This is a genomic window from Aureivirga marina (assembly GCF_015767265.1).
Taxonomy (GTDB): Bacteria; Bacteroidota; Bacteroidia; order Flavobacteriales; family Flavobacteriaceae; genus Aureivirga; species Aureivirga marina.
Window position 1 is genome coordinate 12,581 of the sequence record NZ_JADPIB010000010.1, and the last position, 23,640, is coordinate 36,220.

The window sequence follows — 23,640 nt, forward strand, 5'->3', positions numbered from 1 at the left end:
ATCCACTTATATTTAGCAAAACACAAGTGGACTTCTTTATTCATTTTTAAATCGTTTTTTAGTTCTTAGAAGGCCAAATCGGAATCTCTTCATCTTGCCATTGAACTCCAAGTTGAATCTCGGTCAATTCATCATTTGTAAACCAAAAAAACATATTGCTTTCATCAACATCAAACAATTCATGATTTGGTAATTCTTCCGATGAAAAGTCTTCATATTCTACTTCTCCTAATTCTAATTGTGCAATTAATTTAGCAACTTCTTCTTTGCTTTTTCCTATGAAAGTTCTTCCTTGAATTTGGAAAAAATCAGAATACACTGTAATGGTTTCTAATTTCCAATCTTCTTCTTCATCAAATGTGAATGAAATTCCAATTTCATCATAATCCCAAGTTTCAGTAGCATCTCCTCCATCTTCTGAATGTTCTTCTAATTCTTTGTGTGAAGGCTCTCCTAATAAAAGTTTTATTTCGTTTTTAAGAAATCCAAATTTGATAATTCCAACTCCTTGTCCTACTACGATATCTCGAATTCGTTCCATTTTTTTCAAAATTATTACCAAAGATACTTCTTTAATTTTAGATAAAAGACGTTCTTTATTCAGTTATATTTATTTTTTAACATTTAGTTTTCAAATTTCTCATAATCATTTCTTGCTTTTTGTGTTTTAATTTTTCATATTTATTTTTTAATTTAATACATATGAACTTAAAAATCAATTTGTTACATGAGAAGATCAATAATCGATTATGGAAAAATGACACCTGAAATTTTCAAGGTTTTGCAAAAAAAATATCCTGATGGATATGGAGATAAAGACATTGTATATTTCAAAAATGCTAAGAATACGTTAATTGAAGCATTAGAAGTAAAGACGAAAGAAATTATTTATTTAATTAAAGTTTGTCCACTATTGGAACAAAAATTAAATATGTCAAATTAAAGGCTAACCGAATTTGTTAGCCTTTATATTTTTTAAGCTAATTGCTTTAATTTTTTTATGGTTTCAGATGGATTTTCACTATTGAAAACAAAGCTTCCAGCAACAAAAGCATTTGCTCCAGCTTCTCCAAGTTTTTCAATATTCTGATCTGTAACTCCACCATCTACCTCAATGATTAATTCTGGGTTGAATTCTTTACGCATCGCGTCTAATTGACGAACTTTTTTATAAGTTGTCTCAATAAAAGACTGACCTCCAAATCCAGGATTTACACTCATGATTAAAACTAAATCAATATCCGCAAGAATATCTTCTAAAACAGAAACTGGTGTATGTGGATTTAAAGAAATTCCAACTTTCATTCCTTCAGCTCTAATCGCTTGAACTGTTCTATGTAAATGTGGACAAGTTTCGTAGTGAACAGTTAAGATATCTGCTCCTACTTCTTTAAATTGTTTAATATATCTATCTGGATCTACAATCATTAAATGTACATCCATTGTTTTTTTAGCATGTTTATTAATTGCTTTAATCACAGGCATTCCAAAAGAAATATTTGGAACAAAAACGCCATCCATTACATCAATGTGAAACCAATCTGCATCACTGTTATTTACCATTTCAATATCTTTTTGCAAATTGGCAAAATCAGCTGATAATAAAGACGGTGCAATATATTTTTTCATAAATTTTAAATTGTTGTGTTGTTTTGGCAAAAATAATTTAAATCCACTTAATTCTATAAAAAAACTCCCGAAAAATCGAGAGTTTTATTTTTTATCCTAAATATGTTTTCAAGATTTTACTTCTTGAAGTATGTTTTAATCTTCGGATTGCTTTTTCTTTAATTTGACGAACTCTTTCACGAGTTAAATCAAATGTTTCTCCAATTTCTTCTAAAGTCATTGGGTGATTTCCTCCTAATCCAAAATATAATTGAATTACATCTCCTTCTCTTGGAGTTAATGTTTCAAGAGCTCTTTCAATTTCCACTCTTAATGACTCATGTAATAAATCTCTATCAGGATTTGGTGATTCTCCAGAACGAAGAACATCGTATAAATTAGAATCTTCTCCTTCAATTAATGGAGCATCCATTGAAACGTGACGACCAGAATTTTTCATAGATTCTTTTACATCACTAATAGACATATCTAATTTTGCAGCAATTTCCTCAGCAGATGGCGGACGCTCATTTTCCTGCTCTAAGAATGCATACATTTTATTAATTTTATTAATAGAACCAATTTTATTTAATGGTAAACGTACAATTCTTGATTGTTCTGCTAAAGCTTGAAGAATCGATTGTCTAATCCACCATACAGCATAAGAAATAAATTTGAATCCACGAGTTTCATCGAATCTTTTTGCTGCTTTAATTAATCCTAAATTTCCCTCATTAATTAAATCTGGTAATGTTAATCCTTGATTTTGATATTGTTTAGCAACCGATACTACGAAACGTAAATTTGCTTTTGTCAATCTTTCCAAAGCCACTTGATCTCCAGCTTTGATACGTTGTGCCAGCTCCACCTCTTGTTCTGCCGTAATAAGATCTACTTTTCCAATTTCTTGTAAATACTTATCTAACGACGCAGTTTCTCTATTCGTTACCTGCTTAGTAATTTTAAGTTGTCTCATCTAAATTTATGAAGGATTTAATTTTTACTTTACTCTCTAGTGATATATACGTAACACTTTTAAAAAATGTTACAATAAGTTACATCTTTTTTTTATTTTTTTAAAATATTAACAGAAAATGACCGATTAGATATTGATTATTTTAAAATAATACGATTCATTTACTTTCATATTAATTTTATAAGTAACTAAAAATTAAATATTTCATAGAAAATAAATTAAAATTAAATAATAATTAAAATATTATTATGAGTGAAGTTAGTTCCATTTATTTCAAAAATAAAAGAGTAACTAAAACTTAGTTACTCTTTTATAATAATTATGTAGATTTCAATAAAATTCTATCCTTCATTCTCTACAAAAGCATCCATCACAGCTTGGCTAACTCCCATGTTAGAGAATCCTCCATCGTGATATAAGTTTTGTAAAGTAACTTTCTTTGTTAAATCAGAGAACATACTAATTGTATATTCTGCACAATCCGCAGCTGAAGCATTTCCAAGAGGAGACATTTTCTCAGCATAACTGATAAATCCGTCAAATCCTTTTACTCCTTTTCCTGCTGTTGTTGGTGTTGGAGATTGAGAAATTGTATTTACTCTTACTTTGTGTTCTTTTCCGAAGAAATAACCAAAACTACGAGCAATTGACTCTAAATAAGCTTTGTTATCTGCCATATCATTATAATCTGGGAAAACTCTTTGTGCAGCCATATAGCTTAATGCAACAATTGATCCCCATTCGTTCATGGCATTTTTCTTATATAAAACACTCATTACTTTGTGGAATGATAATGCTGAAACATCAAATCCTTTGTGAGTGAAATCATAGTTCTCATCTGTATAATGTCTTCCTTTTCTTACGTTTACAGACATTCCGATAGAGTGTAATACAAAATCAATTTTTCCTCCTAAAATCTCCATTGATTGCTCTACTAACTTCTCTAAATCTTCTACTGAAGTAGCGTCTGCAGGAATTATTTGAGAATTTGTTTTTTCTGCTAATTGGTTGATTGTTCCCATTCTCATCGCGATAGGAGCATTTGTTAAAACAAACTCTGCACCTTCTTCGTGTGCACGCTCTGCCACTTTCCAAGCGATAGAATTTTCATCTAAAGCTCCGAATATAATTCCTTTTTTTCCTTTAAGTAGGTTATACATAGTGTTCTTTATTTTAAAATTCTTCCATTCTATTTTCTGATAGAACAAAAATATAAATTTATTTAGTTTAGCTTACGAACTGTTTAATTATTTTAAATAATATTTCTTAAACAAATTCTGCTAATTTGTTAAATTTCAAATTAATAATTAATTCAGTAATTTTTTTGCGTGTGCTACTGCTGAATCCGACAAATCTTTTCCTCCTAACATCTCTGCAATTTCATGAATTCTTTCCGGTTTTGTCAGTTTTTTTAACCTTGAATATGTTTCTTCTAGAATGTCTTCTTTATATACTTTGTAATGATGATTTCCTTTGGCTGCAATTTGTGGTAAATGACTTATTGTAATCACTTGCATATTTTCACTCATCTTCTCCATAATTTCTCCCATTTTATTTGAAATTTCACCAGAAACTCCAGTATCAATTTCATCAAAAATAATCGTTGGAAGTTTTGTATAATTTGATAAAATCGCCTTTACAGAAAGCATAATTCTTGACATTTCTCCACCAGAAGCAACTTTTTTCAATTCACCATAATTTTCTCCTTTATTTGCAGAAAAAAGCAGCTTCAAAACATCTTTTCCATTTTCAGTATACGTATCTGAAAGTGTAATATCTATTTTGAATCGAGCATTTACCATTCCAAGTGTCGCAAGTTTTGTTTCCAATTTATCTTTTAACTCTTGTAATGTATTCTTTCTTTTTTCATGTAATTGTAAAGCCAATTCATTCAAAATTTGCTCTTTCGCTTCTATTTCTTCTTTTAATAAAGAAATATTTTCAGTTGAATGTGTTGCAGCATCTACTTTTTGCTCTAATTCTTCTTGAATTTTCAACAATTCAGAATTAGAATCTACATGATGTTTTTTCTGTAAAGAATAAATTATTTGTAATCGATCATTCAAATTTTCTAATTCTGTTGGTTCAAAAACAACATCATCTTGAAAACTTTCTAAATCTTGAATAATATCATTAAATTCAATAGAGATACTTTCCAAACGTTTCTGAATTTCACTATATTCATCAGAAAAATCAACAATTTTCATCAAATTTGAATTACATTCAGATAATAAATTTTGAATTCCAATTTCTTCATTAGAACCAATATCTATTGTTTGTGCTAAATGTAATTTAATTGATTCAACGTTATTTAATTTCTCTATTTTCTGTTCAATAATTTCCTGTTCTTCTTCTATCAATTCTGCTTTTTGCAATTCTTGAAGTAAATGCAAATTATAGTCCAACTGCAATTTTGATTCTCTATCAAAAGCTTCTAGTTTCTCTAATTTCTTCACTAAATTTTGATATGATTTCAGATGTAAACGATATTCTGAAACTATTTCTTGATTGGAAGAAAGTGCATCGATTATTTTAAATTGAAAATTAGTATTGGAAAGTTCTAAAGTTTGATATTGTGAATGAATATCAATAAGTTTTTCACTTAAAGCATTCAAAATATTCAACTTTGCAGGAGTGTCATTTATATAAGATCTAGATTTTCCACTTGGAAGAATTTCTCTACGAATAATCGTTTGATTTTCAAAATCTAAATCATTTTCCTCAAAGAAATTTTTTAAATCGTAATTTTTAATAGCAAATTCAGCTTCTATCACACATTTTTTTTCCTTATTCTTAAGAATAGATAAGTCTGCTCTTTTACCTAAGACCAGACCTAAAGCTCCAAGAAGGATTGATTTTCCTGCACCAGTTTCACCAGTTATAATAGAAAATCCATCTTTGAAATCCACATTTAATTGTTCAATTAATGCGTAATTTTTTATAAAAAGTGAATTTAACACAATAAAAAAATTAGATAGTTGATAACTATTTTATTTTATTCCATTTTTTAGAATTTGTAGGTGACATTTTTCCTAAAAATTCTTTTAATTCTACAACATCCGTACTCGGACCACCTGAAAAAATATTTGAAATTTCATCAGATTTTGCATCCATCATCATTCTTAAAACAGCTGCATTTGGTCTAGATGAATAGATATTTTTTAATCTCATTAAAGCGGTAACGATATTTTTTTTGGCTGTTTTTTTATCTTTTGCCATCATATCTAAACCTTTTAAATGATATCTATAAAGTGTATTTTTAAAAGCAATAAATGAAGTTGATAATAAATCATTGATGATTTTGTATCGAGTATTTCCATTTTCTAATGGACTCCATCCAGGATAACTACTTTGTTGTGCAAGATTTGCAACATTTTGCGCCTTTTTAAAATATTCTTTTCCTCCATTTTGCTTGAAAGTATCCGCATCCATTCCGATAATTAGATATGCATAATAAGCAATTACAGAAATTAGGTTTGAGTCAAAACTGTTAGGATTAAACTGTAAAACTTCAAATTCAGAATAGGTAAAATTAAAATCTTCATCTTTATGATTTACTACAGGACTCAAATATGAAGAATCATAAACAGGTCTTGAAGATTGGATTTGAATACTTCCTGAAAATTCATTTGAAGAAGTTTGTTCTTTAACAATTATAGTAATTGCACATTGAATTTTTTCGTTTTTCTTAAAAGTCTTATTCGTCCATTGTTTCTGATTAATAAACTCTGTTAAGTTCGTTTGTAAACTTTTAAAAACTTGTTTATTAGAACCAGGAACTTGGTCAGAATTTACATTGACAATACAATTTAATTCTTGTGCATTTACACCTAAGAATAGAAAAAAAGCTGCTATAAATAAAAGTAGTTTGTTCATCAATTATTTTTCTTCATTATTTCATTAAAAATGTCTATTGCTACTTCAGACTTAGATTTCAAGCTAAATTCTGAAATATTTTCGAATTTATCAATAATTGAGACTTTGTTTGTTGCATTTTTAAAACCAGCTCCTTTGTCATTTAAAGAGTTTAAAACAATCATGTCTAAATTTTTTCTCTTTAATTTTCCTTTTGCATTTTGAATTTCATCATTTGTTTCTAATGCAAAACCTACAAGAAATTGGTTTTTCTTTATTGCTCCAAGAGATGCTAAAACATCTTTTGTTTTTTCAAGTTCTATTACAAACTCTACATCTTTCTTTTTGATTTTCTGTGTAGCAACGTGTTTTGGACGATAATCTGCTACAGCTGCTGAAAGGATTGCAATATCCATCGAATCAAAAAGTTCCATTGCTGCTTTGTACATATCTTCTGCACTTACAACATCAATTCTCTCAATTAATTTATTTTGAACAACTTCCGAAGAAGGACCAGCAATTAAATAAACTTTTGCTCCAAGTGAAGCAGCTGTTTTTGCAAGCTCAAATCCCATCTTTCCAGAAGAATGATTACCAATAAAACGAACAGGATCAATAGCTTCGTATGTTGGACCTGCTGTAATTAAAACTTTTTTGTTTTTTAAAGGTAATTTTGACAGAATATCATTTTCAATAAATTCTACAATGGTTTCAGGTTCAGCCATTCTTCCCTCTCCTACTAATCCACTTGCTAATTCACCACTTTCTGCTGGAATACAAATATTTCCAAATCCGATAAGTTTATCAATATTGTCTTTTGTAGAACCATGTTTATACATATCTAAATCCATCGCTGGTGCAAAATATACTGGACATTTTGCAGAAAGATATGTTGCTAATAATAAATTATCACATGTTCCATGACACATTTTCGAAAGTGTGTTGGCTGTTGCAGGAGCAATTACCATATAATCTGCCCATAATCCTAGTTCTACATGGTTATTCCAGATTTCATTTTCTTCTGAATCTTTGTCATAAAAAGTAGAATAAACTGGATTTTTTGAAAGTGTAGAAAGCGTAAGAGGTGTGACAAAATCTTTAGAAGCAGGTGTCATGACTACTTTGACTTGAGCACCTGCTTTTATAAATTGTCTTACTAAATGAGCTGTTTTATAAGCAGCAATTCCTGCAGTAATTCCTAAAAGGATTTTTTTACCACGTAAAACTGTCATTTATTATTTTTTAGGTTCGTTTGGGTTTCTGAAGTAAACTCTGTTCTCTAACCATTCTTCTACTGCAATTGCAGTTGGCTTAGGAAGTTTTTCATAGAACTTAGAAACTTCAATTTGTTCTTTATTTTCAAAAACCTCATCAAGACTATCTGTATGCGTAGCAAACTCATCTAATTTATCAATTAGTTCCTTCTTCAAGTCACCATTGATTTGATCTGCTCTTCTTGCTAAAACTGAAATAGCCTCGTAAATGTTATTTGTTGGAGCTTCAATCGCTTCTCTATCATAAGTGATAGTTGTATCAGGTGCTTTTGTGTTCTTGTAGTCCATCTTTCTGTTATTTTTCTAATTGAGTAATTAAATCTAGCTCTTTGTTTATTTCGATTAATAATTCTTTCGCTTCTTCGATATATTTCGAGTCGTTAAAACTCTTTTCTAATTTTTCGTATGCTTTTACAGCCTCTCTAAGTCGTTCCTCTTTCTTTTTTGAAATACTTTGAACTGCTAAATCATGAGAAGCTTTTAATCTTAAATATAATGCTTCTTCTTTATATGAAGAACCTAAATAATCAGATAAAAATCCATCAAAAGCGATAATTGCAGCTGTATATTCTTCTAATTTATAATATTGTTTTGCAATTTCAAATGCTTTCTTCTCTAATTTATGCGTCAACTCTTTGATTATTTTATTTGCATCTTTGATTCGATCTGAATTTGGATAAGTATCGATAAAAACCTGCATTTTTGCAATTGCTTTATCTGTATCTGATTGATCTAAACTATATTTTGGTGATGCTAAATAATCACTATAAGCTGATAAATAAGCTGCTTCTTCTTTCTTAGAACTATTTGGGAAGTTCTTTGCAAACTTATCAAAATAGTAAGATGATAAAATATAATCTTCTAAATTATAATAGGATTGCGCAACCATGTATTGAATTCGCTCCATTTGAGGTTTCCCTTGATATGGAGTTATAATTTTTTCAAATAAATTTACAGCTTTGTTATATTTTCCTGAATTATACAATTCAGTTGCAAGCATATAACGTTCTTCCGCTGTACCTTTGTTTAATACTTTTGAATATCTACCACATGAACTTAAAACTAAGGCAGTGATAATAACGTATGATATTTTTTTGATTTTTTGCATTCGGCAAAAATAATTAATTATAATGGATTATTAAAATGATTTTTAAAGATATGATTATTTAAATATTTATCTTAACATTTAATTTAAAAACCTTGATAAATATGAAGAAAATAATCGTATTTAAAAGTGAAAACTATTTTTTTGTTTAATTATTATTTTCTCATTGGAATATTCACTGAAACTTCATTTTTAATTGGTTTAATGGATTTTAAATAATTGAAAATTTTAAAAACTTCTTCTTCCTAATAATTCTCTAAATTTATTAAACTTTCTAAGTTTTTACTTTAAAAGCTCTTGCAATAACAAAAATTTAAATCAGATTTTTTCTATAATTTTTGTTAAAAAGCTTTAACTTAAATCAAAAGTATCTAATTTCGTTTTATTATGAAAAAAACAGCAATAATCCTTGGTGCATCTGGCTTAACTGGAAATCTTTTACTTCATTTACTTTTAGAAGACCAACGTTATGAAAAAATAATTTCCTTTGGTCGAAAATCTTTAAATTTCACACACCAAAAGCTAAAAGAAGTAATTTGTGATTTATTTGATTTAGAATCACAAAAAGAAAAATTCAAAGCAGACGAGGTTTATTGTTGTATTGGAACAACTGCTAAAAAAACTCCAGATAAAGATACTTATAAAGATATCGATTTGGGAATTCCTTGGGATGCTTCTGTTCTTTGTAAAGAAAATCATATAGATACTTTTCTTGTAATTTCTGCTTTAGGAGCAAATTCAAATAGTTCTATTTTTTATAATAAAACAAAAGGTGACATGGAAAAATTGGTTTTAAAACAACAACTAAAACATACTTTTATTCTTCGTCCGTCTTTGATTTTAGGAAAAAGAAAAGAATCCAGATTTTTAGAAAATATTGGAATGACAATTTTTCCTTTATTTCATTTTTTAATGCAAGGAAAATGGAAAAAATATAGAGCAATTAAAGCTATTTCTATTGCAAAAGCAATGATTTACCTTGCAAATTCTTCAGAAAATTCAGGTATTATTAATTCCGACAAAATTCAAGAATTAAGCACAAAAACATGACAGAAAAAGAAAAAACACAACTTCAAAAATATTTAAATCGTTATGTCTTTTTTGAAAAAAATGAATTGGAAATTATTTTTAATTCTTTAGAAACTACTTCATTAAAGAAAAAAGATTTTATTTTAAAAAAAGGAGAAAAATGCCAACATCAATATTTTATCTTAAATGGAATGATTCGCTTTTTTTATGAAGATAAAGATGGAATTGCGCATACATTTCAATTTGGAATTGAGAATTGGTGGTTTACAAACTATGAGAGTTTCACCTTAAAAATTGCTTCGGAAGATTTTATCCAATGTATTGAAAACACAAAATTAGCACGAATTTCTAAAACAAATTTGGAACAACTTTTTGATAGAATTCCGAAATTAGAAAAAGTATTCCGAATAATTGCTGAAAATACTTTAATTGCTGTAAATCGTAGAAATCGCTTTTTTATGGACATGGATGGAAAAGAAAAATATGAATTTTTGATGCAATCTATTCCAGACATTTCACAAAGAATTCCACAATATATGATTGCTTCCTATCTTCAAATGACACCCGAATATTTAAGTAATTTACGTAAGAAATCTATTTCTTAAGATATCTTAAGAACTTTAGAAAATCCTGTATTTAATTTTGAAATCAGAATTAAAATGATTTAAAATTATGGAACGAATTACTTACAACAATATTCCAAAAGGAATGTTTGAACATTTAAGAACTATCGAAGAATTCACAAATAATTCTACACTTTCAATTTCTTTATTAGAATTAATTCGATTGCGAATTTCACAAATAAATAAATGTGCTTATTGTGTTGATATGCATTATAAGGAATTAAAAGCAATGGGAGAAACAGAATTACGACTTTCTACACTTTGTGTTTGGGAAGAAACGGAAATTTTCACTGAAAAAGAAAAAGCAACTTTGGAGTTTGCAGAACTTGTTACAAAAGTTGAAAAAATCCCAGAAATTCTTTTTGAAAAACTTCTGTCATTTTATACAAAAGAAGAAATTTCAATACTGACTTTATCTTGTACGCAAATCAATACTTGGAATCGTTTAATGCGAACTTTTGAATTTAAAGCTGGTCTTTATGAAGTTTCAAATCAATAATCTTTAACTAAAAAAGCATATTATTTCTAATATGCTTTTTTAAAATTTATTTGACCTATTTTTGAAATTAAAAATAAAGTCTTGATTTTTTTGGTTCTTTTTTTATCTTGATAAAAATGAACAATTTAATTCTTCCAATTTTGCAATCGATCTAAATACAAATAACTTTCTACAAATTTTCTATGTTCTTGATTCGTCATTTTTTCTAAAAGTTCTAATGCTGAAATATAACTTGCTAAATTTCCATTAGAAGAACTAAATTTCCCATCTTCTACAAAAGTGACCAAACTATCATTTTGCACTTTTAAATTCGGATAGTCTTTTTGCAATTGTTTCCCTCCTCCAATCCAAGTAACAATTTTATGTCCATCAGCAATTCCAGATTTCCCAATAAGTTGCGCACCTGCACAATTACTGACAATATATTTTGTTTCTTGATTTTTTTCTTTGATAAAATCGATGATTTTTTCATTATGAACTTGTGCATACATATCGTAAGCACTTGGAATAAATAAAGCAGTCAATTTTGGTGTATTTTCAAAAGTAAAATCAGGAACAAAATGCATTCCTTCTTCTGTAGTAATTGGTTGATTTGTTTCTGCAATTGTAATTACATTAAAAATTTGTTCACCATCTTTTGTCAATTTTGCAAAAACATCAGAAGTCGCTACAACTTCACCTTGTAACACTCCATCATACATTAAAAGTCCGATTGTTGGTAATTCTTTTTTAAAAGGTTTTAAATGTTTTGATTCTGTTACTTTTTTTTCTTCGAAAGAATTTTCATTTTCTGATTTTTCTATTGTACAACCTAAAAATATCATTGTAAAAAATAGCGCTAATATTTTTCTATTTTTATCCATTACTTTTTGTCTTTAATTTAAAGTAAAGGTAAAAAGGCGTTTTTCGATTTTCCTTAATCTTAATTAAGAAATTAAATTCTTTTAGCTTTTACTTTACTAACAAATTCTGGAGAAAGACCTAAATAAGAAGCAATCATATATTGTGGAACACGTTGTGTGAACTGCGGATTTTGTTCAATGAAATAATGAAACATTTCTTCACCCGACATACTATAAATAAATTCAATTCTTTTTTGTGAAGCGATATATGTTTTTTCCATAATCTTACGAAACAACTCATTAATTACAGGAATTTTCGCACTTAATTCATCAAATTTATCTTGAGGAAGTTTTAATAATTCTGTAGATTCGATTGCTTGAATATATAATTTTGAAGGAATTTGATTAATTAAACTTTCATAATCTGTAATCCACCAATTATCAATTCCAAAATGGATTATTTGTTCATTTCCTTTTTTATCAATATAAAATAGACGAACACAACCTTTCAGTATAAAATATCTGTATTTACAAATTTGTCCTTCTTTTAATAAAAATTCTTTCTTTTTTAATTTTTGAGAAGATACATAAGATTCCAAAATAGCAATTTCGCTTTCCGAAATCTTGACATAGCGCTTTATATATTCTACCAAATTTGGATTCATTTGCAAAAAAGAATTTAAAATTTTCATTTAAACAAAAGTAAAAATTCTAAATAAAAACATCAAATTAGATTATGAATTTCAGCTTACTTTAGGCGCTTTTAAAAGAAAAATAAATCGATTTCATTTTAATTATCTCTGTATTTTTATTCCTATCTTTCCAAAAAATTTTAAAAACTGTCACAACTCAAAAACACCAAAGTCTTTACTATAGAATTTCTAAAAAATGAAAGAATTAATAGCTAGGTGTAAAAAAGGAAATAAAGGAGCACAAATGGAAATATATAAAAAGTATTTTCATGCAATGTACAATACTTCTTATCGTATTTTAAACAATCAATACGAAGCGGAAGACGTTATGCAAGAAGCTTTTTTGGCTGCCTTTACAAAAATGGATTCCTATAAAGGAGAAGTGACTTTTGGAGCTTGGTTAAAGAGAATTGTTATTAATAAAAGTATTACTGCTTTAAAAAAATACAAACAAACAGAAACACATTCTTTAGAAATTGCATATGAATCTTCAGATGAAGAAATTGATAATTCGGTTTTTCTTTCAGATGATTTGAATGTAAAAGTTATTTTGGATTGCATTCAAAAATTAAAAGAAAATTATCGAATTGGAGTGACACTTCATTTGATAGAAGGATACGATTACGAAGAAATTTCTAGCATAATGAATATTTCTTATGACAATAGTAGAGCAATAGTTTCTAGAGCTAAAGGCAAACTACGAAAAATGTTAATAGATAATTCGGAAATTTCTTTGGATAACAGATTTAAACGTAAATAATTTTTAAACTTTTGAACCTCATGAATAACAAGTTTGACATACATGAACCTTCAGAATTTCATTTGGAAAGGTTTGAAAAAAAACTGAAAAACAGCTCAGAATTTTCTAAGAAAAATTCGTATACAAAATATTATTTAGCAGTAGCTGCTTCTTTGCTTCTTTTGATTGGAATTGGAATCGGAAAGTATTTCAATGTTTCCCCAAAAGTACAGGAAAATTCTGGAGTTGAACTTGGTTCCATTTCGCCGAAAATGGAAAAAACACAAATCTATTTTACAAGTGTTTTAAATGAAGAATTAAATAAAATTCGAAAACTTGAAAATCCTGAAAACAAGAAAGTCGTTGATGATTATTTAAAACAAATTGAAAAACTTGAAAATGATTATGTAAAACTTACTGTAGAATTAAAGAAAAATGGAAATCAGAAAATTGTTTATGCAATGATTTCAAATTATCAGAAAAGAATTGAAATTCTTCAAAATTTAATTTTACAACTTGAAAACTTAAACTCTCATAAACTTACGAACGATGAAAACTTCTCTTAAATTAACTTTATTATTTTTCCTTTGTGCGCAGATGGTCGTCTTTGCACAAAAGTATGAGAAATCGGATATTATTGAAAGGAAGTTCAATGTATCAGAGAACAATATTTTAGATGTAACAAATTCTTATGGAAATATTACATTAAACACTTGGGATAAAAGTGAAATTTACATCAAAATCATCAAAACAATCAAAGGTGATTCTGAAAAAAGAGTAAATTCTTATTTCAAAGGAATATCATTCGATTTTGATCATAGAGACAATAAAGTAAAAGCAGAAACTGTAATCAATAATACAGGAAATTGGTTCAGTTCTGGAAAAATCAGTATGCAAATTGATTATATAATTCAAGCACCGAAATCTATAATTGCAGATTTGGAAAATGAATATGGAAATATTTTAATTGGCGAATTAAATAACAATACAAAAATTCAATGTGCATACGGAAATGTTTCCGCAGAAAATTTGAATGGTACATTAAATAAAATTAAATTAGAATACAGTAACGGATCAACAATTGATTTTGTAAATGAACTGGAACTACACACAGATTATTCGAATATTTCTGTGGAGAAAGCGAATTTTATCAATTTAAATTCTGATTATTCAAACATTAAAATTGATGAAATAAAAGATATTGATTTTAATATTGACTATGGAAATCTTGTGATTAAGGATTTAAGAATTGCAAAAGGAAATAGTGAATATACGAATCTTGGAATTGGAAATGTAAATAAATCTTTGAATGTTGTTTTAAGTTATGGAGCGATTAAAGTAAAAAATATTTCGAAAGACTTTTTAAATGTTAATTTAAGAACAGAATATTCTGGTGTAAAACTAGAATTCCCAGAAGATATTTCATTTGCTTTTGATCTTTTCACAGAATATGCAAATATTACAGAACTTGATAAAATGATTTTACATGAGAATTTTAAAGAAAGTTATTCTCATAAATTGAAAGGAATTTATAATGCATCAGAAGCAAACGGATTACCGACAATTACAGTAAAATCAAGTTATAATGCAATTCGTTTAAAAACTAAATAAATCAATACGATGAAACAATTATTATGTGTACTAATTTTATTCATTTCAGTTACAAATGTAAATGCACAATGGAAAAAAATTAAAGGAAATAAAAATCTTATAACTGCAACAAGAGAAATCAGTTATTTTCAAGAAATTAAAAGTAAAGGTTCTTTTAAAGTGATTTTAACGGATGGAAAACAAGGTGAGATTGAAATCACAGCAGAAGAAAATTTGATGGAATATATTATCACAGAAGTTACAGATAATAAATTATCAATTCATTATAAAAAAGGAAAGAATATTCAGCCTAGAAAAGAAATAATAATTAAAGTTCCAATTAAATTCATCAACCATTTAACGCTTTCTGGTTCTGGAGAAATTATTTCTGAAGTTCCTATTGAAAATAAAGAGTTTTCTATTGTAGTTACTGGTTCAGGTGATATTTCTTTAGAAGAAGTAGAAAGTAAAAATATTACAGCAACTTTATCAGGTTCAGGAAATCTTGATATTGCTGGTGAAACAAATAAATTAAAAGTTCGAATTTCTGGTTCAGCAGATTTTGAAGGAAAAAAATTGGAAAGTGATAAAGTAGATATTACAATTTCGGGTTCAGGAAATGCTACTGTTTACGCAAATAATTCTTTGAAAGCAAGAGTTTCTGGTTCGGGTGATATTTATTACAAAGGAAATCCAAAAAATATTGATGTAAAATCTAGTGGTTCAGGAAACGCACAGAAATTATAATCAATCATTGTATAATTTGGAAAAAGCTACTTCAATGAAGTAGCTTTTTTTTATGGATTAATTTTATTGAAATCTATTTTTATTTTTTAGTAATTCAAAAATAATTTTATAGAATACGGAAAGCCGTAATTTTCAACTATTTAAATACAGTATATTTAGTATCAATAATAAAAACATATTGATGAATTATTTAAAAAAGAAAGTTATGATACTAAAAAATTTAAAATTATTTGCTCTAATAGGCATTGCTTTTTGTTTTTGTTCTTGCTCTGAAGAAGATTCTCAACAACAATTTCAAGAAAACTCTGAAAGAATTTCTACCTCAATTTCTACAGGAAATCTTGATAAAATATTAAAAGAGATGAGAGAAATTGGAAATAAAACTGGGAAAATGGTTACTTTTCAATTAAAATATTTAAATGAAAAAGATTATAGAAAGTATTTTAAATTGACTAGAACTTCTAAAAAAAAGCTTGCATTCATAAAAGGAAAAGATATAAATCATAGACTATTTTCTAATGAATTATATACAATAACTTGTTATTATGGTCAAGAAGAAGTGATACTTTATGAAGGAGAAAATGTTGGAGAAGCTGGAAAAGCTGCAAGGGAATGTTTAAATGATGGAGGTTGTGTAACGACATGCTTATCAAATATGAGTTTTGCTCCAATTAGTCAATAATTTTAAAAAATGAAAAATGAGATATTTAAAATTCCTTTTAATATTTGTATTAATAAGTTGCACAAAAGATAAAGAAACAACAACTACAAATAAAACAATTGTTAGTGAAAGAAATAATTCAAACTTTATCACTTTAACCGAAATTTTCGAAGAAATTCAAGAAATTTCGATTAAAAACAATAATGCTTCCATCGAGTTTCAAATAGAATATGGTAAAAATAGTAAACCATCTCTTCTTAATTATAAAATTTATACAGGAATTCATCCAATAGAACAAGGATTTCAAGTAGATTGCTGGAATGGTGATGGATCTGAAATATTATGGATGGAAACTTATGAAACAATGATTGATGCTTTAGGTGCAGCATATGATTGTATGGAATTAGATGGAGGTTGTTCAGAAGTATGCAATCTCTACGCTCGATATTATAACCAAAAAATAATAATCAAAAAATAAAACAAAAATAGCCAAGATTAACTTGGCTATTTTTTTATAATACTGTGTAAAATTTTATTTATCAAATACCAAATTTAATTGACTCTCCTCTCCTACTTTATCTGCCAAAGAAATAGTTGCAGCAACAGCACCAAGAGGAACAGAAATTAAAAATCCGAAAAATGGAATCATCGTTAAAAGAAGAAAAACACCACCATTTCCGATTGCTTTCCATTTATTTCCTCTTACAAAAAGAATACTTGCTTTGTATTTATAAAATCTTTCTAGTGTAAAATCCATATTTCCAAAACCTGCATAATAAGCTTGAATTAAAAAGATTAAAACCGTAAAAACAAGTCCAACAGCTGGAATAAATGTCAAAAATAACAAAGGAACTACCATTCCTAATTCAAAAAAAAGATTTCGAATATTAATTCGGATTCCACGCGATAAACTTTCCGAAAATGTAATATTTTGTTCTGAAGCTTTAATTTCTGGATTTAAATGATTTAGAACTTTTTCAGCAACTGGACTCATAAATGGCGCAGAAAATGCCATAACAATATGTTTATATACAATTAAACCAAGCATTAAAACAATCATTCCTCCTAGAAAATTACTAACACTTTGAAAAATATCTTTTCCTGTTTCCCAAATCCAAGCTTTTCCAATCCAAGCACCAATATTATCTGAAAAACCGTAAGCTGAAAAAAGAATTAATGTTCCAACAATAAAGCTAATTAATACTGGAACCATCAATGCTCCAAGAAGATTTAGCTTAAAAATTATTGAAATTGCTTTGAAATAGGAATTTATTGACTTAATCATTTTCTTTATTTTTTAATTGAAACACAATAGTATAGATTTTTTCTAAAATTCTAAAATTCTTTTGTGAATATTTTATATTAAGAAATCGTTGTTTAAATTTGGAAAAATCTAAATTAAAATTGATATGAAACCACTTTATTCTATTTCTTTTATTCTTACTTTATTTCTTTTTTTAAGTTGTCATAAAGAATCAAAAATTGAAAAAAAAGGATTTTCTGTTTCAAGTTCGACAATGAATACAGAGAATCAAACAACTGAAAATAATGAAAAAGAGCCTGATACAAATAAATTTGAAACAAGACCAAAGAAAGTTCTTTTAACGTATCATCAAAAGCATCGACTTACACCAATTTTTAAGGTAAACTATCAAAAAATTGAAAAGAAAATTTATAGTTCAGGTGAACCAAAAATCAGACGTTGGGTTGGAAATATTGGTCATCATTTGACTTATGATTACAATGAAAATGACGGAAATCAATGGAATCAAAACTTTATGCCAGGAATGGCAGCTGCATATGGATATAATTTTGTCAATATTTCGCATTTTAATTTTGAAACAAAAAAGCAACATAAATTATTTAAAAATCCAGTTTTAATCAAAACATTTTATTATCCAGCTTATTCTCAAGACACATTGAATAGTCAGCCAATTCATAGGAATTTTTATATGGTTTCTGTGTATGATGAAGACACAAATAAAGACGGGAAATTAAACACAAAAGATTTAAGAAGAATCTATTCATTTGATTTAGAAGGAAAAAATAAGAAAGCTTTAGTTCCTAAAGATTATTCAATTTTAAGTTCTCAGTATGATTCTGGTCTAGATTATATGTATATTTATACTATCAAGGATGAAAATAAAAATGGAAAAAAAGATACATCCGAAGCCAGAGAAATATTTTGGGTTGACATGAAAAACCCAGAGAACAACGGAAAACTTTATGAATGATATCAATATACATTTTCAACTTAAAGAATCAGATTTTTTAGCATATCAAATGTATGAATCATCCATTTCTAAACTTCAAAAAAGGAAAAGGATGATTTCTCGGTATGCAATTACTTTAGTTTATATTGTATTTGCTTTATTTTCCATGATGCATTATCAAAAACCTGTTTTGGTGATTGCAATTGTAATTGTTGCGTTTATTTGGTTTCTTTTTTATCCGACTTATTCTCGATATCAATACAAAAATCATTTTCAAAAACATATAGAAGCACATTTTCAAAAAAGAATTAATCAAGATGTGGAAATTCAAGTAAACGAAGAAGGAATTTATACAAAAGATTATTCTTTTGAAGGAAAAATTAATAAAAGGCAAATCAAAGAATTAATCGAAACTAAAGATCATTTTTTTGTACGTTTAACAACAGAATTATCTTTAATTATTCCTAAAAGAGCTGTGGAAAACAAACGTGAATTTGCAGATACAATTGTGAATGAATTTCATGCAATTTACACAAACGCAATTAATTGGAAATGGAGTTAAAAAAAACCTATTCTTCGCAATATTTGCTCAAAATAGGTATTCTAGATAGCTAATGTGAATTTTCTAATGTTATATATTTTCACCTTTTCTTTTTTGTCTTAGATGTAAGTTTTGGTCAATTTTAAAACCAAAATTGATCCAATCAAATTTAAATTATACATTTTAGTTAAAATTGTAAAAAATGGACATTATATAAATTCAAACAAAATTTTTTCTTTGGAGATATAAGAGATATTTTTAAAAAAATCTTTTGGTTGTTTTTGTGTTAATTCTTTAAAAAAGTTGCTAAAATGAGCTTGATCAAAGAAACCTAAAGCATAAGCAATTTCAGTTAAATTTTCTTCATTTGATTTCTTTTCCATATTCTCAATTGCATTTCTTAAACGAATAACTTGAAACAAAGAATTTGGTGAAGTTCCACAAATATTTTTAAATGCTCGATACATTGTTTTATAAGAAACTTCTTTGAAAAAAAGTTCTTTTATGTCATTTTCCAACATTCCTTCCACACATTCTATAATATTTTCTGTGTACTTTTTAGGTTTATAATTGGAAAGAAAAAAATCTTCAATTAAGCTGATTTTTTCTGGATATTTTTTGTCATTAAAATTCGGATTCGTTTGAAAAAAGTCAAACATAAAATCAGAATAATCCATCACAATATTTGCATCATAATTGGAAAAATCTTTTAAAAACTGCGAAAAACCATAAGGTTTAAAAATAATATTAAACGTCTTAAATTCTCCATGAAATTTAATCAAAACTGGTTTTTTATACACATTTATAGAATAATACTTTTGATCATAATTTTCATCTTTTACAATTTCTACAGCATCATTTTCGTAATAAATTCTTCCATTTTGCACCAAACAAGTAGGAATTAAAGCATTCGGGAAAGCGATATAATGTTCATTTTTAATAGAGGCTTCATAGTAGCAGCGAATGTATTTTTTTAAAATAGCATCTTTAGGGTATTCAATATTTATTTCCATCACATTTTTATTTGATTCATTTAATAACGAGAAATGTTATTCATAAATTTCCTAAATGTAATCTATATTGTTTTTAAAAGATAATTTTTCACTAATATTTCAATCAAAAAATAAAAATTCATTCCTATTTGATATCATTTTCTATAAGAAATCATTTTTTATATTCATTTTTTCAAAAAATTAATATTTATAAGTATAAAAGTTAGTTTTCACAGTTGAAATGCATTTAAAAACGGATTATTTAATCAAATACTTGAAATTCTATATCTTCTTTTATAAATTCATCTAATTTTAATTCAAAAAAATGTAAGCTTAAAATCAAAAAAAACAACTAATTAAAATCATTTAAATACTTTATTTAAAAAATTAAAATTGATTTCCCTTAATTTCATTTATTTTATTTTTCATCAAAAATTATTTAATTTTTTATTGATTTTTCAAAAACTTAGAGATAAATTCACTAAAAATCAAATTAATTATTATGAAAAAACTATTAGTCTTATTTCTATTCGTTTTAATAACGAATAATTTAGTTGCACAATATGATGTGAAATCCATCAATTATGTTGAATATTTTGGCGATGAAAATGTTCAATTTAATTCTGATGACAAATTTTCTGATGACATACCATTGCCGTTTGATTTTAATTTCTATGGAACTGATTTCAATGAAGTTATGGTTGGTACCAATGGAAGAGTTTCATTTTATACTAGCTTATCTGGATTTTTTAGTCATTGGAAAATTGAAGTAAATTATACCTTACCTAATGTTTCTAGTACTTTCGGAATTGCAAATACAATTTATGGTTTATATCATGATATGGATAATTTTACGACAGATGAACCAGGAGCAATTACTACTGCCGTATTTGGTGAAGCACCTTTTCGTAAATTTATTGTGACTTATGATGATATTCCTCATTTTCATCATAATTGTACAGAAATTAAATCTACTTTTCAAGTTATACTTTTTGAAGGATTAAATTTTATTGATGTTCATATCAAAAATAAAGGTGTATGTTCTGAATGGAATGATGGTCGAGCAATAATTGGGATTCAAGATGAAGAAGGAATTAATTATAGTTCGCCAGAAGGTAGAAATAATTTTATTGAAGAATTAGAAGAAGAATCTTGGAGATTTATTTATTATAATGGAACATATGAAGCTTTTATTTGTGGAAATTCTGCAACAACTATCTCTTTGGAAGATTTTCAAAGTTTGACTTCTGTATATCAATTAAACGATACAGAATTTTATGTTTATACTTCTGAAGCAGACGCTTTAGCAAATACAAATCCTATTGCTTTTCCTTTTGAAATTATGTATCCTTTACAAGAGCTTTTTGTAAATGTAAATGGAAGTGTCTTTAATGTGATGATTAACTCTGTTGATTGTTCAAATTTGGATAATGATGATGATGGACTTTCTGCGGAAGAAGAAGATCTTAATGGAAATGGAATTTTATCTGATGATGATACTGACAATGATGGAATTCCTAATTTCTTAGATTCTGATGATGACAATGATTATATTTTAACAAATCAGGAATTGGTTTTCCCAGAAGGAATTACAACTACAGAAGTTACAATTTTAGACACAGATAATGATGGTATTCCAAATCATATTGACACAGATGATGATAATGATGGTATTCCAACGATGCATGAAGATGTAAACGGAAATGGAAATTATGAAGATGATGATGAAGATGAAGATGGAATTCCAAACTATTTAGATAATAATGCTTTAAATATTGAAAATGTAACTATTTCAAATCATCGTATTTTTCCAAATCCTTTTAAGGATAAATTATTCTTAAATCAATCTTTTGAAAATGCTACAATTAAAATTATAAACACAGATGGACAAATTATTTTAGAAAAAAGAATCAATAATTCTGTTTCTTCAATTAATACAGAAAAATTACCAACTGGAATTTATCAAATCATTTTGATTACAGATAAAGAAACTGAAAGCTACAAAATGCTAAAAATCAAATAAAAATAGAAAGCTCCTTCTTCAAGGAGCTTTTTTCTTTAAATCTTAATTACATTAAATTCCATCCATTGATGTACAATTTGAATCCAAAATTTCAGAAATTCTTCACTTAAAAAATGATTCGAAAAATCGTCAAACCGTTCCACATGAATTCCTGTATAATGAAGCCAAATTGCCAAACCACCAAGTGGAATTAACCTTTTTTCTTCTTCTGTAATTTTTAATACAGATTCATATCCATTATAAAATGCTTCTCTTTTATCTTCAAAAGAAGTTTTATTAGATTCATTTTTAAAAAGCAACATTAAAGCATAAGATAAATCTAGAAACAGCCAACCATTTCCACAATTATCAAAATCAAAAAAAGTAAAATCTCCATGTTCATTTTTCTTCATATTTTGATACCATAAATCTAAATGCACAATTCCAGATTTTAAGTCATTCTGCTTTGCTTTTCTAAATTCTTCTGTAATTTTTTCATTTGCTCTTTTAAAATAATTCATTTCAGAAAGTTCTTCTGAAAACATTTCTTTTGATTTTTCATAAGCCCAACCGATTAGATTTTCTGCTGTATATGTTTTTCTTTTTAAAGACTTATTTTCTACCAATTGATGCATTTTCCCGATTGTTTCTCCTAATTTAAAACAATCATTTTCGTTTGGATTTCTTACAAATTCTCCTTCTGCATATGAAAATAAAACAGTAAAACGATTTCCTTCTGGAGCTTCTATTTCTTGTATAAAATTTTCATTTTTATCTGAAATTGGAACTGAAACTAAAATTCCATTTTCTTTTAAATAATTCAAAAGTTTTAACTCTTCTTCAATCTCAAAATTTGTTCGCCAATTTTTAAAATAAACTCTAAAAACAAATTTCTTTTCATTGATAGAAATTAAATAATTATGACTTATTCCTGTCTTTAAAATAGATGCTTTTACAGTTTCTTTTATATCGAATGTTTCTTTTACAAATTCAGAAATAAACGAAGGAGCTAAAATTGAACTGGCAATTTGATAATTTTTCATTTTACAATAAGCTTTTATTAATCTTTAAGTTACGTTTCCTTTTTAATTTGAGAAAACGGATGCGAATGTACTAATTATTAGATATTTACCAATGAATTTCCTAAATTTGAAAAAAAATAAAAAAATGAGAGAAGATTTTGTCGAAATTGAAGAAGAAATTCATTCTAATTCAAGACCTATAATGGCTTGGACACCTAAATTTAAAGAAAAAAGAAAAATTCAAATCGATTTAGAAATTTTCAAAGAAATTGTACCAATTATTGCAGAACAAATTGATTTTGATTTTAAATCTGAAGAAGAAAATTGCTTTACATATACTCGTAAAGATCGATATGATAATCTTACCGAATTAATTGAAATCACACATTCAGAAGAATTTATTTTATGTAAAAGCACGTCTTTACGTGAAGATATTGATGATTATGGACAAAATGAAACAAGAGTTCGTTTATTTTTTCACGCTTTTGAAATCATTGGAAGTGAATTGTATTTGGATGAAAATTTTATTCCTGAACAACCTAAATCTTTCATTGAAATATTTATTGAAAAAATGAAAGGATTATTCCAAAAGTAATTTCTATTTTTACACAAATATTGCTATCAATTTTT

Annotated in this window: 28 protein-coding genes; 14 read left to right on the forward strand and 14 right to left on the reverse strand. The window is 26.9% G+C overall.

Going from position 1 to position 23,640, the window contains the following annotated elements; translation table 11 throughout:
• Positions 1-58: 58 nt before the first annotated feature.
• Positions 59-541 (reverse strand): hypothetical protein, encoded by a 483-nt coding sequence (locus I1A51_RS16590; protein WP_196895957.1) that lies wholly within the window; start codon positions 539-541, stop codon positions 59-61.
• Positions 542-727: 186 nt separating this feature from the next.
• On the opposite strand from I1A51_RS16590, the gene I1A51_RS16595 reads away from it, so the two are divergent.
• A complete protein-coding gene (locus tag I1A51_RS16595; protein ID WP_196895958.1) occupies positions 728-943 on the forward strand; it encodes a hypothetical protein in 216 nt (71 codons plus the stop codon).
• A gap of 32 nt (positions 944-975) precedes the next feature.
• Here I1A51_RS16595 and rpe read toward each other — a convergent pair whose 3' ends face one another.
• From rpe to I1A51_RS16635, 8 genes are all read right to left on the reverse strand, one after another.
• The gene (rpe, locus tag I1A51_RS16600; protein WP_196895959.1) at positions 976-1,629 is read right to left on the reverse strand and encodes a ribulose-phosphate 3-epimerase; all 654 of its coding nucleotides are present in this window, start codon (positions 1,627-1,629) and stop codon (positions 976-978) included.
• A 91-nt stretch (positions 1,630-1,720) separates the two neighbouring features.
• A complete protein-coding gene (locus I1A51_RS16605) occupies positions 1,721-2,584 on the reverse strand; it encodes a sigma-70 family RNA polymerase sigma factor (RefSeq protein ID WP_196895960.1) in 864 nt (287 codons plus the stop codon).
• Between the two features lie 341 nt (positions 2,585-2,925).
• Positions 2,926-3,744 (reverse strand): enoyl-ACP reductase FabI, encoded by an 819-nt coding sequence (locus I1A51_RS16610; RefSeq protein WP_196895962.1) that lies wholly within the window; start codon positions 3,742-3,744, stop codon positions 2,926-2,928.
• Positions 3,745-3,891: 147 nt separating this feature from the next.
• Entirely contained in the window at positions 3,892-5,544 is a 1,653-nt protein-coding gene (gene recN, locus I1A51_RS16615) for a DNA repair protein RecN (protein ID WP_196895964.1), read from the reverse strand.
• 25 nt (positions 5,545-5,569) lie between these two features.
• Positions 5,570-6,460: a type IX secretion system protein PorD gene (gene porD / locus I1A51_RS16620; RefSeq protein WP_196895965.1), complete on the reverse strand. Its 891-nt coding sequence runs from the start codon at positions 6,458-6,460 to the stop codon at positions 5,570-5,572.
• Positions 6,460-7,671: a bifunctional phosphopantothenoylcysteine decarboxylase/phosphopantothenate--cysteine ligase CoaBC gene (coaBC, locus tag I1A51_RS16625; protein ID WP_196895966.1), complete on the reverse strand. Its 1,212-nt coding sequence runs from the start codon at positions 7,669-7,671 to the stop codon at positions 6,460-6,462. Before coaBC ends, porD begins: the two co-directional genes overlap by 1 nt.
• Positions 7,672-7,674: 3 nt before the next feature.
• A complete protein-coding gene (locus I1A51_RS16630; RefSeq protein ID WP_196895967.1) occupies positions 7,675-8,001 on the reverse strand; it encodes a DNA-directed RNA polymerase subunit omega in 327 nt (108 codons plus the stop codon).
• A gap of 7 nt (positions 8,002-8,008) precedes the next feature.
• Complete coding sequence (locus tag I1A51_RS16635) at positions 8,009-8,821, reverse strand: outer membrane protein assembly factor BamD (RefSeq protein ID WP_196895968.1); 813 nt, start codon at positions 8,819-8,821, stop codon at positions 8,009-8,011.
• A 384-nt stretch (positions 8,822-9,205) separates the two neighbouring features.
• On the opposite strand from I1A51_RS16635, the gene I1A51_RS16640 reads away from it, so the two are divergent.
• The 3 genes from I1A51_RS16640 (at position 9,206) to I1A51_RS16650 (ending at position 10,969) form a co-directional block, all read left to right on the forward strand.
• The gene (locus tag I1A51_RS16640) at positions 9,206-9,868 is read left to right on the forward strand and encodes an NAD-dependent epimerase/dehydratase family protein (RefSeq protein ID WP_196895969.1); all 663 of its coding nucleotides are present in this window, start codon (positions 9,206-9,208) and stop codon (positions 9,866-9,868) included.
• Positions 9,865-10,452: a Crp/Fnr family transcriptional regulator gene (locus I1A51_RS16645; RefSeq protein ID WP_196895970.1), complete on the forward strand. Its 588-nt coding sequence runs from the start codon at positions 9,865-9,867 to the stop codon at positions 10,450-10,452. The genes I1A51_RS16640 and I1A51_RS16645 overlap by 4 nt, the downstream gene beginning before the upstream one ends.
• A 67-nt stretch (positions 10,453-10,519) precedes the next feature.
• On the forward strand, positions 10,520-10,969 hold the full coding sequence (locus I1A51_RS16650; protein ID WP_196895972.1) for a carboxymuconolactone decarboxylase family protein: 450 nt from the start codon (positions 10,520-10,522) through the stop codon (positions 10,967-10,969).
• 125 nt (positions 10,970-11,094) lie between these two features.
• Here I1A51_RS16650 and I1A51_RS16655 read toward each other — a convergent pair whose 3' ends face one another.
• Entirely contained in the window at positions 11,095-11,832 is a 738-nt protein-coding gene (locus I1A51_RS16655) for a DJ-1/PfpI family protein (protein ID WP_196895973.1), read from the reverse strand.
• A 71-nt stretch (positions 11,833-11,903) separates the two neighbouring features.
• Positions 11,904-12,476, reverse strand: coding sequence for a Crp/Fnr family transcriptional regulator (locus I1A51_RS16660; protein ID WP_196895974.1), 573 nt, complete (start codon positions 12,474-12,476; stop codon positions 11,904-11,906).
• Positions 12,477-12,699: 223 nt separating this feature from the next.
• Between I1A51_RS16660 and I1A51_RS16665 the strand changes: the two genes are divergently transcribed.
• The 6 genes from I1A51_RS16665 to I1A51_RS16690 all read left to right on the forward strand — a co-directional run bounded on the left by I1A51_RS16665 (position 12,700) and on the right by I1A51_RS16690 (position 16,718).
• Positions 12,700-13,263 (forward strand): RNA polymerase sigma factor, encoded by a 564-nt coding sequence (locus I1A51_RS16665; RefSeq protein ID WP_196895975.1) that lies wholly within the window; start codon positions 12,700-12,702, stop codon positions 13,261-13,263.
• A 20-nt stretch (positions 13,264-13,283) separates the two neighbouring features.
• Complete coding sequence (locus I1A51_RS16670) at positions 13,284-13,808, forward strand: hypothetical protein (RefSeq protein WP_196895976.1); 525 nt, start codon at positions 13,284-13,286, stop codon at positions 13,806-13,808.
• Positions 13,792-14,853, forward strand: coding sequence for a DUF4097 family beta strand repeat-containing protein (locus tag I1A51_RS16675; protein ID WP_196895977.1), 1,062 nt, complete (start codon positions 13,792-13,794; stop codon positions 14,851-14,853). Before I1A51_RS16670 ends, I1A51_RS16675 begins: the two co-directional genes overlap by 17 nt.
• Before the next feature lie 9 nt (positions 14,854-14,862).
• Positions 14,863-15,579, forward strand: coding sequence for a head GIN domain-containing protein (locus I1A51_RS16680; protein WP_196895978.1), 717 nt, complete (start codon positions 14,863-14,865; stop codon positions 15,577-15,579).
• A 205-nt stretch (positions 15,580-15,784) separates the two neighbouring features.
• Complete coding sequence (locus I1A51_RS16685; RefSeq protein WP_196895979.1) at positions 15,785-16,261, forward strand: hypothetical protein; 477 nt, start codon at positions 15,785-15,787, stop codon at positions 16,259-16,261.
• 16 nt (positions 16,262-16,277) lie between these two features.
• Positions 16,278-16,718 carry a hypothetical protein gene (locus I1A51_RS16690; protein WP_196895980.1) on the forward strand — a complete coding sequence of 147 codons (441 nt, stop codon included), beginning with the start codon at positions 16,278-16,280 and terminating at the stop codon, positions 16,716-16,718.
• Positions 16,719-16,772: 54 nt separating this feature from the next.
• Here I1A51_RS16690 and I1A51_RS16695 read toward each other — a convergent pair whose 3' ends face one another.
• Positions 16,773-17,525, reverse strand: a complete 753-nt coding sequence (locus I1A51_RS16695) for an EI24 domain-containing protein (RefSeq protein ID WP_196895981.1) — start codon at positions 17,523-17,525, stop codon at positions 16,773-16,775.
• 124 nt (positions 17,526-17,649) lie between these two features.
• Here I1A51_RS16695 and I1A51_RS16700 point away from each other — a divergent pair, with 124 nt between their 5' ends.
• Together I1A51_RS16700 and I1A51_RS16705 are read left to right on the forward strand one after the other, a co-directional pair.
• Positions 17,650-18,474 (forward strand): hypothetical protein, encoded by an 825-nt coding sequence (locus I1A51_RS16700; protein ID WP_196895982.1) that lies wholly within the window; start codon positions 17,650-17,652, stop codon positions 18,472-18,474.
• The gene (locus I1A51_RS16705; RefSeq protein WP_196895983.1) at positions 18,467-19,015 is read left to right on the forward strand and encodes a YcxB family protein; all 549 of its coding nucleotides are present in this window, start codon (positions 18,467-18,469) and stop codon (positions 19,013-19,015) included. Before I1A51_RS16700 ends, I1A51_RS16705 begins: the two co-directional genes overlap by 8 nt.
• 188 nt (positions 19,016-19,203) lie before the next feature.
• Here the strand turns inward: I1A51_RS16705 and I1A51_RS16710 are convergent, their stop codons facing one another.
• Positions 19,204-20,007 carry a helix-turn-helix domain-containing protein gene (locus I1A51_RS16710; RefSeq protein ID WP_196895984.1) on the reverse strand — a complete coding sequence of 268 codons (804 nt, stop codon included), beginning with the start codon at positions 20,005-20,007 and terminating at the stop codon, positions 19,204-19,206.
• A gap of 481 nt (positions 20,008-20,488) precedes the next feature.
• Here I1A51_RS16710 and I1A51_RS16715 point away from each other — a divergent pair, with 481 nt between their 5' ends.
• Positions 20,489-22,009, forward strand: coding sequence for a T9SS type A sorting domain-containing protein (locus tag I1A51_RS16715; protein ID WP_196895985.1), 1,521 nt, complete (start codon positions 20,489-20,491; stop codon positions 22,007-22,009).
• 35 nt (positions 22,010-22,044) lie between these two features.
• On the opposite strand, the gene I1A51_RS16720 is transcribed toward I1A51_RS16715, so the two are convergent.
• A complete protein-coding gene (locus tag I1A51_RS16720) occupies positions 22,045-23,031 on the reverse strand; it encodes a phosphotransferase (RefSeq protein WP_196895986.1) in 987 nt (328 codons plus the stop codon).
• Positions 23,032-23,155: 124 nt separating this feature from the next.
• On the opposite strand from I1A51_RS16720, the gene I1A51_RS16725 reads away from it, so the two are divergent.
• Positions 23,156-23,605, forward strand: a complete 450-nt coding sequence (locus I1A51_RS16725; protein ID WP_196895987.1) for a hypothetical protein — start codon at positions 23,156-23,158, stop codon at positions 23,603-23,605.
• The last annotated feature ends 35 nt before the right edge of the window (positions 23,606-23,640 follow it).

Bases quoted from the DNA above. Each gene is read 5' to 3' on its own strand.
- I1A51_RS16655 (WP_196895973.1), bottom strand. From the start codon at position 11,832: ATGGATAAAAATAGAAAAATATTAGCGCTATTTTTTACAATGATATTT.
- I1A51_RS16660 (WP_196895974.1), bottom strand. From the start codon at position 12,476: ATGAATCCAAATTTGGTAGAATATATAAAGCGCTATGTCAAGATTTCG.
- I1A51_RS16610 (WP_196895962.1), bottom strand. From the start codon at position 3,744: ATGTATAACCTACTTAAAGGAAAAAAAGGAATTATATTCGGAGCTTTA.
- I1A51_RS16710 (WP_196895984.1), bottom strand. From the start codon at position 20,007: ATGGAAATAAATATTGAATACCCTAAAGATGCTATTTTAAAAAAATAC.
- I1A51_RS16665 (WP_196895975.1), top strand. From the start codon at position 12,700: ATGAAAGAATTAATAGCTAGGTGTAAAAAAGGAAATAAAGGAGCACAA.
- I1A51_RS16675 (WP_196895977.1), top strand. From the start codon at position 13,792: ATGAAAACTTCTCTTAAATTAACTTTATTATTTTTCCTTTGTGCGCAG.
- I1A51_RS16690 (WP_196895980.1), top strand. From the start codon at position 16,278: ATGAGATATTTAAAATTCCTTTTAATATTTGTATTAATAAGTTGCACA.
- I1A51_RS16715 (WP_196895985.1), top strand. From the start codon at position 20,489: ATGAAAAAACTATTAGTCTTATTTCTATTCGTTTTAATAACGAATAAT.
- I1A51_RS16645 (WP_196895970.1), top strand. From the start codon at position 9,865: ATGACAGAAAAAGAAAAAACACAACTTCAAAAATATTTAAATCGTTAT.
- I1A51_RS16720 (WP_196895986.1), bottom strand. From the start codon at position 23,031: ATGAAAAATTATCAAATTGCCAGTTCAATTTTAGCTCCTTCGTTTATT.
- I1A51_RS16685 (WP_196895979.1), top strand. From the start codon at position 15,785: ATGATACTAAAAAATTTAAAATTATTTGCTCTAATAGGCATTGCTTTT.
- I1A51_RS16705 (WP_196895983.1), top strand. From the start codon at position 18,467: ATGAATGATATCAATATACATTTTCAACTTAAAGAATCAGATTTTTTA.
- rpe (WP_196895959.1), bottom strand. From the start codon at position 1,629: ATGAAAAAATATATTGCACCGTCTTTATTATCAGCTGATTTTGCCAAT.
- I1A51_RS16605 (WP_196895960.1), bottom strand. From the start codon at position 2,584: ATGAGACAACTTAAAATTACTAAGCAGGTAACGAATAGAGAAACTGCG.
- I1A51_RS16725 (WP_196895987.1), top strand. From the start codon at position 23,156: ATGAGAGAAGATTTTGTCGAAATTGAAGAAGAAATTCATTCTAATTCA.
- I1A51_RS16640 (WP_196895969.1), top strand. From the start codon at position 9,206: ATGAAAAAAACAGCAATAATCCTTGGTGCATCTGGCTTAACTGGAAAT.
- I1A51_RS16595 (WP_196895958.1), top strand. From the start codon at position 728: ATGAGAAGATCAATAATCGATTATGGAAAAATGACACCTGAAATTTTC.
- coaBC (WP_196895966.1), bottom strand. From the start codon at position 7,671: ATGACAGTTTTACGTGGTAAAAAAATCCTTTTAGGAATTACTGCAGGA.
- I1A51_RS16680 (WP_196895978.1), top strand. From the start codon at position 14,863: ATGAAACAATTATTATGTGTACTAATTTTATTCATTTCAGTTACAAAT.
- I1A51_RS16630 (WP_196895967.1), bottom strand. From the start codon at position 8,001: ATGGACTACAAGAACACAAAAGCACCTGATACAACTATCACTTATGAT.
- I1A51_RS16650 (WP_196895972.1), top strand. From the start codon at position 10,520: ATGGAACGAATTACTTACAACAATATTCCAAAAGGAATGTTTGAACAT.
- I1A51_RS16635 (WP_196895968.1), bottom strand. From the start codon at position 8,821: ATGCAAAAAATCAAAAAAATATCATACGTTATTATCACTGCCTTAGTT.
- porD (WP_196895965.1), bottom strand. From the start codon at position 6,460: ATGAACAAACTACTTTTATTTATAGCAGCTTTTTTTCTATTCTTAGGT.
- I1A51_RS16695 (WP_196895981.1), bottom strand. From the start codon at position 17,525: ATGATTAAGTCAATAAATTCCTATTTCAAAGCAATTTCAATAATTTTT.
- I1A51_RS16670 (WP_196895976.1), top strand. From the start codon at position 13,284: ATGAATAACAAGTTTGACATACATGAACCTTCAGAATTTCATTTGGAA.
- I1A51_RS16590 (WP_196895957.1), bottom strand. From the start codon at position 541: ATGGAACGAATTCGAGATATCGTAGTAGGACAAGGAGTTGGAATTATC.
- I1A51_RS16700 (WP_196895982.1), top strand. From the start codon at position 17,650: ATGAAACCACTTTATTCTATTTCTTTTATTCTTACTTTATTTCTTTTT.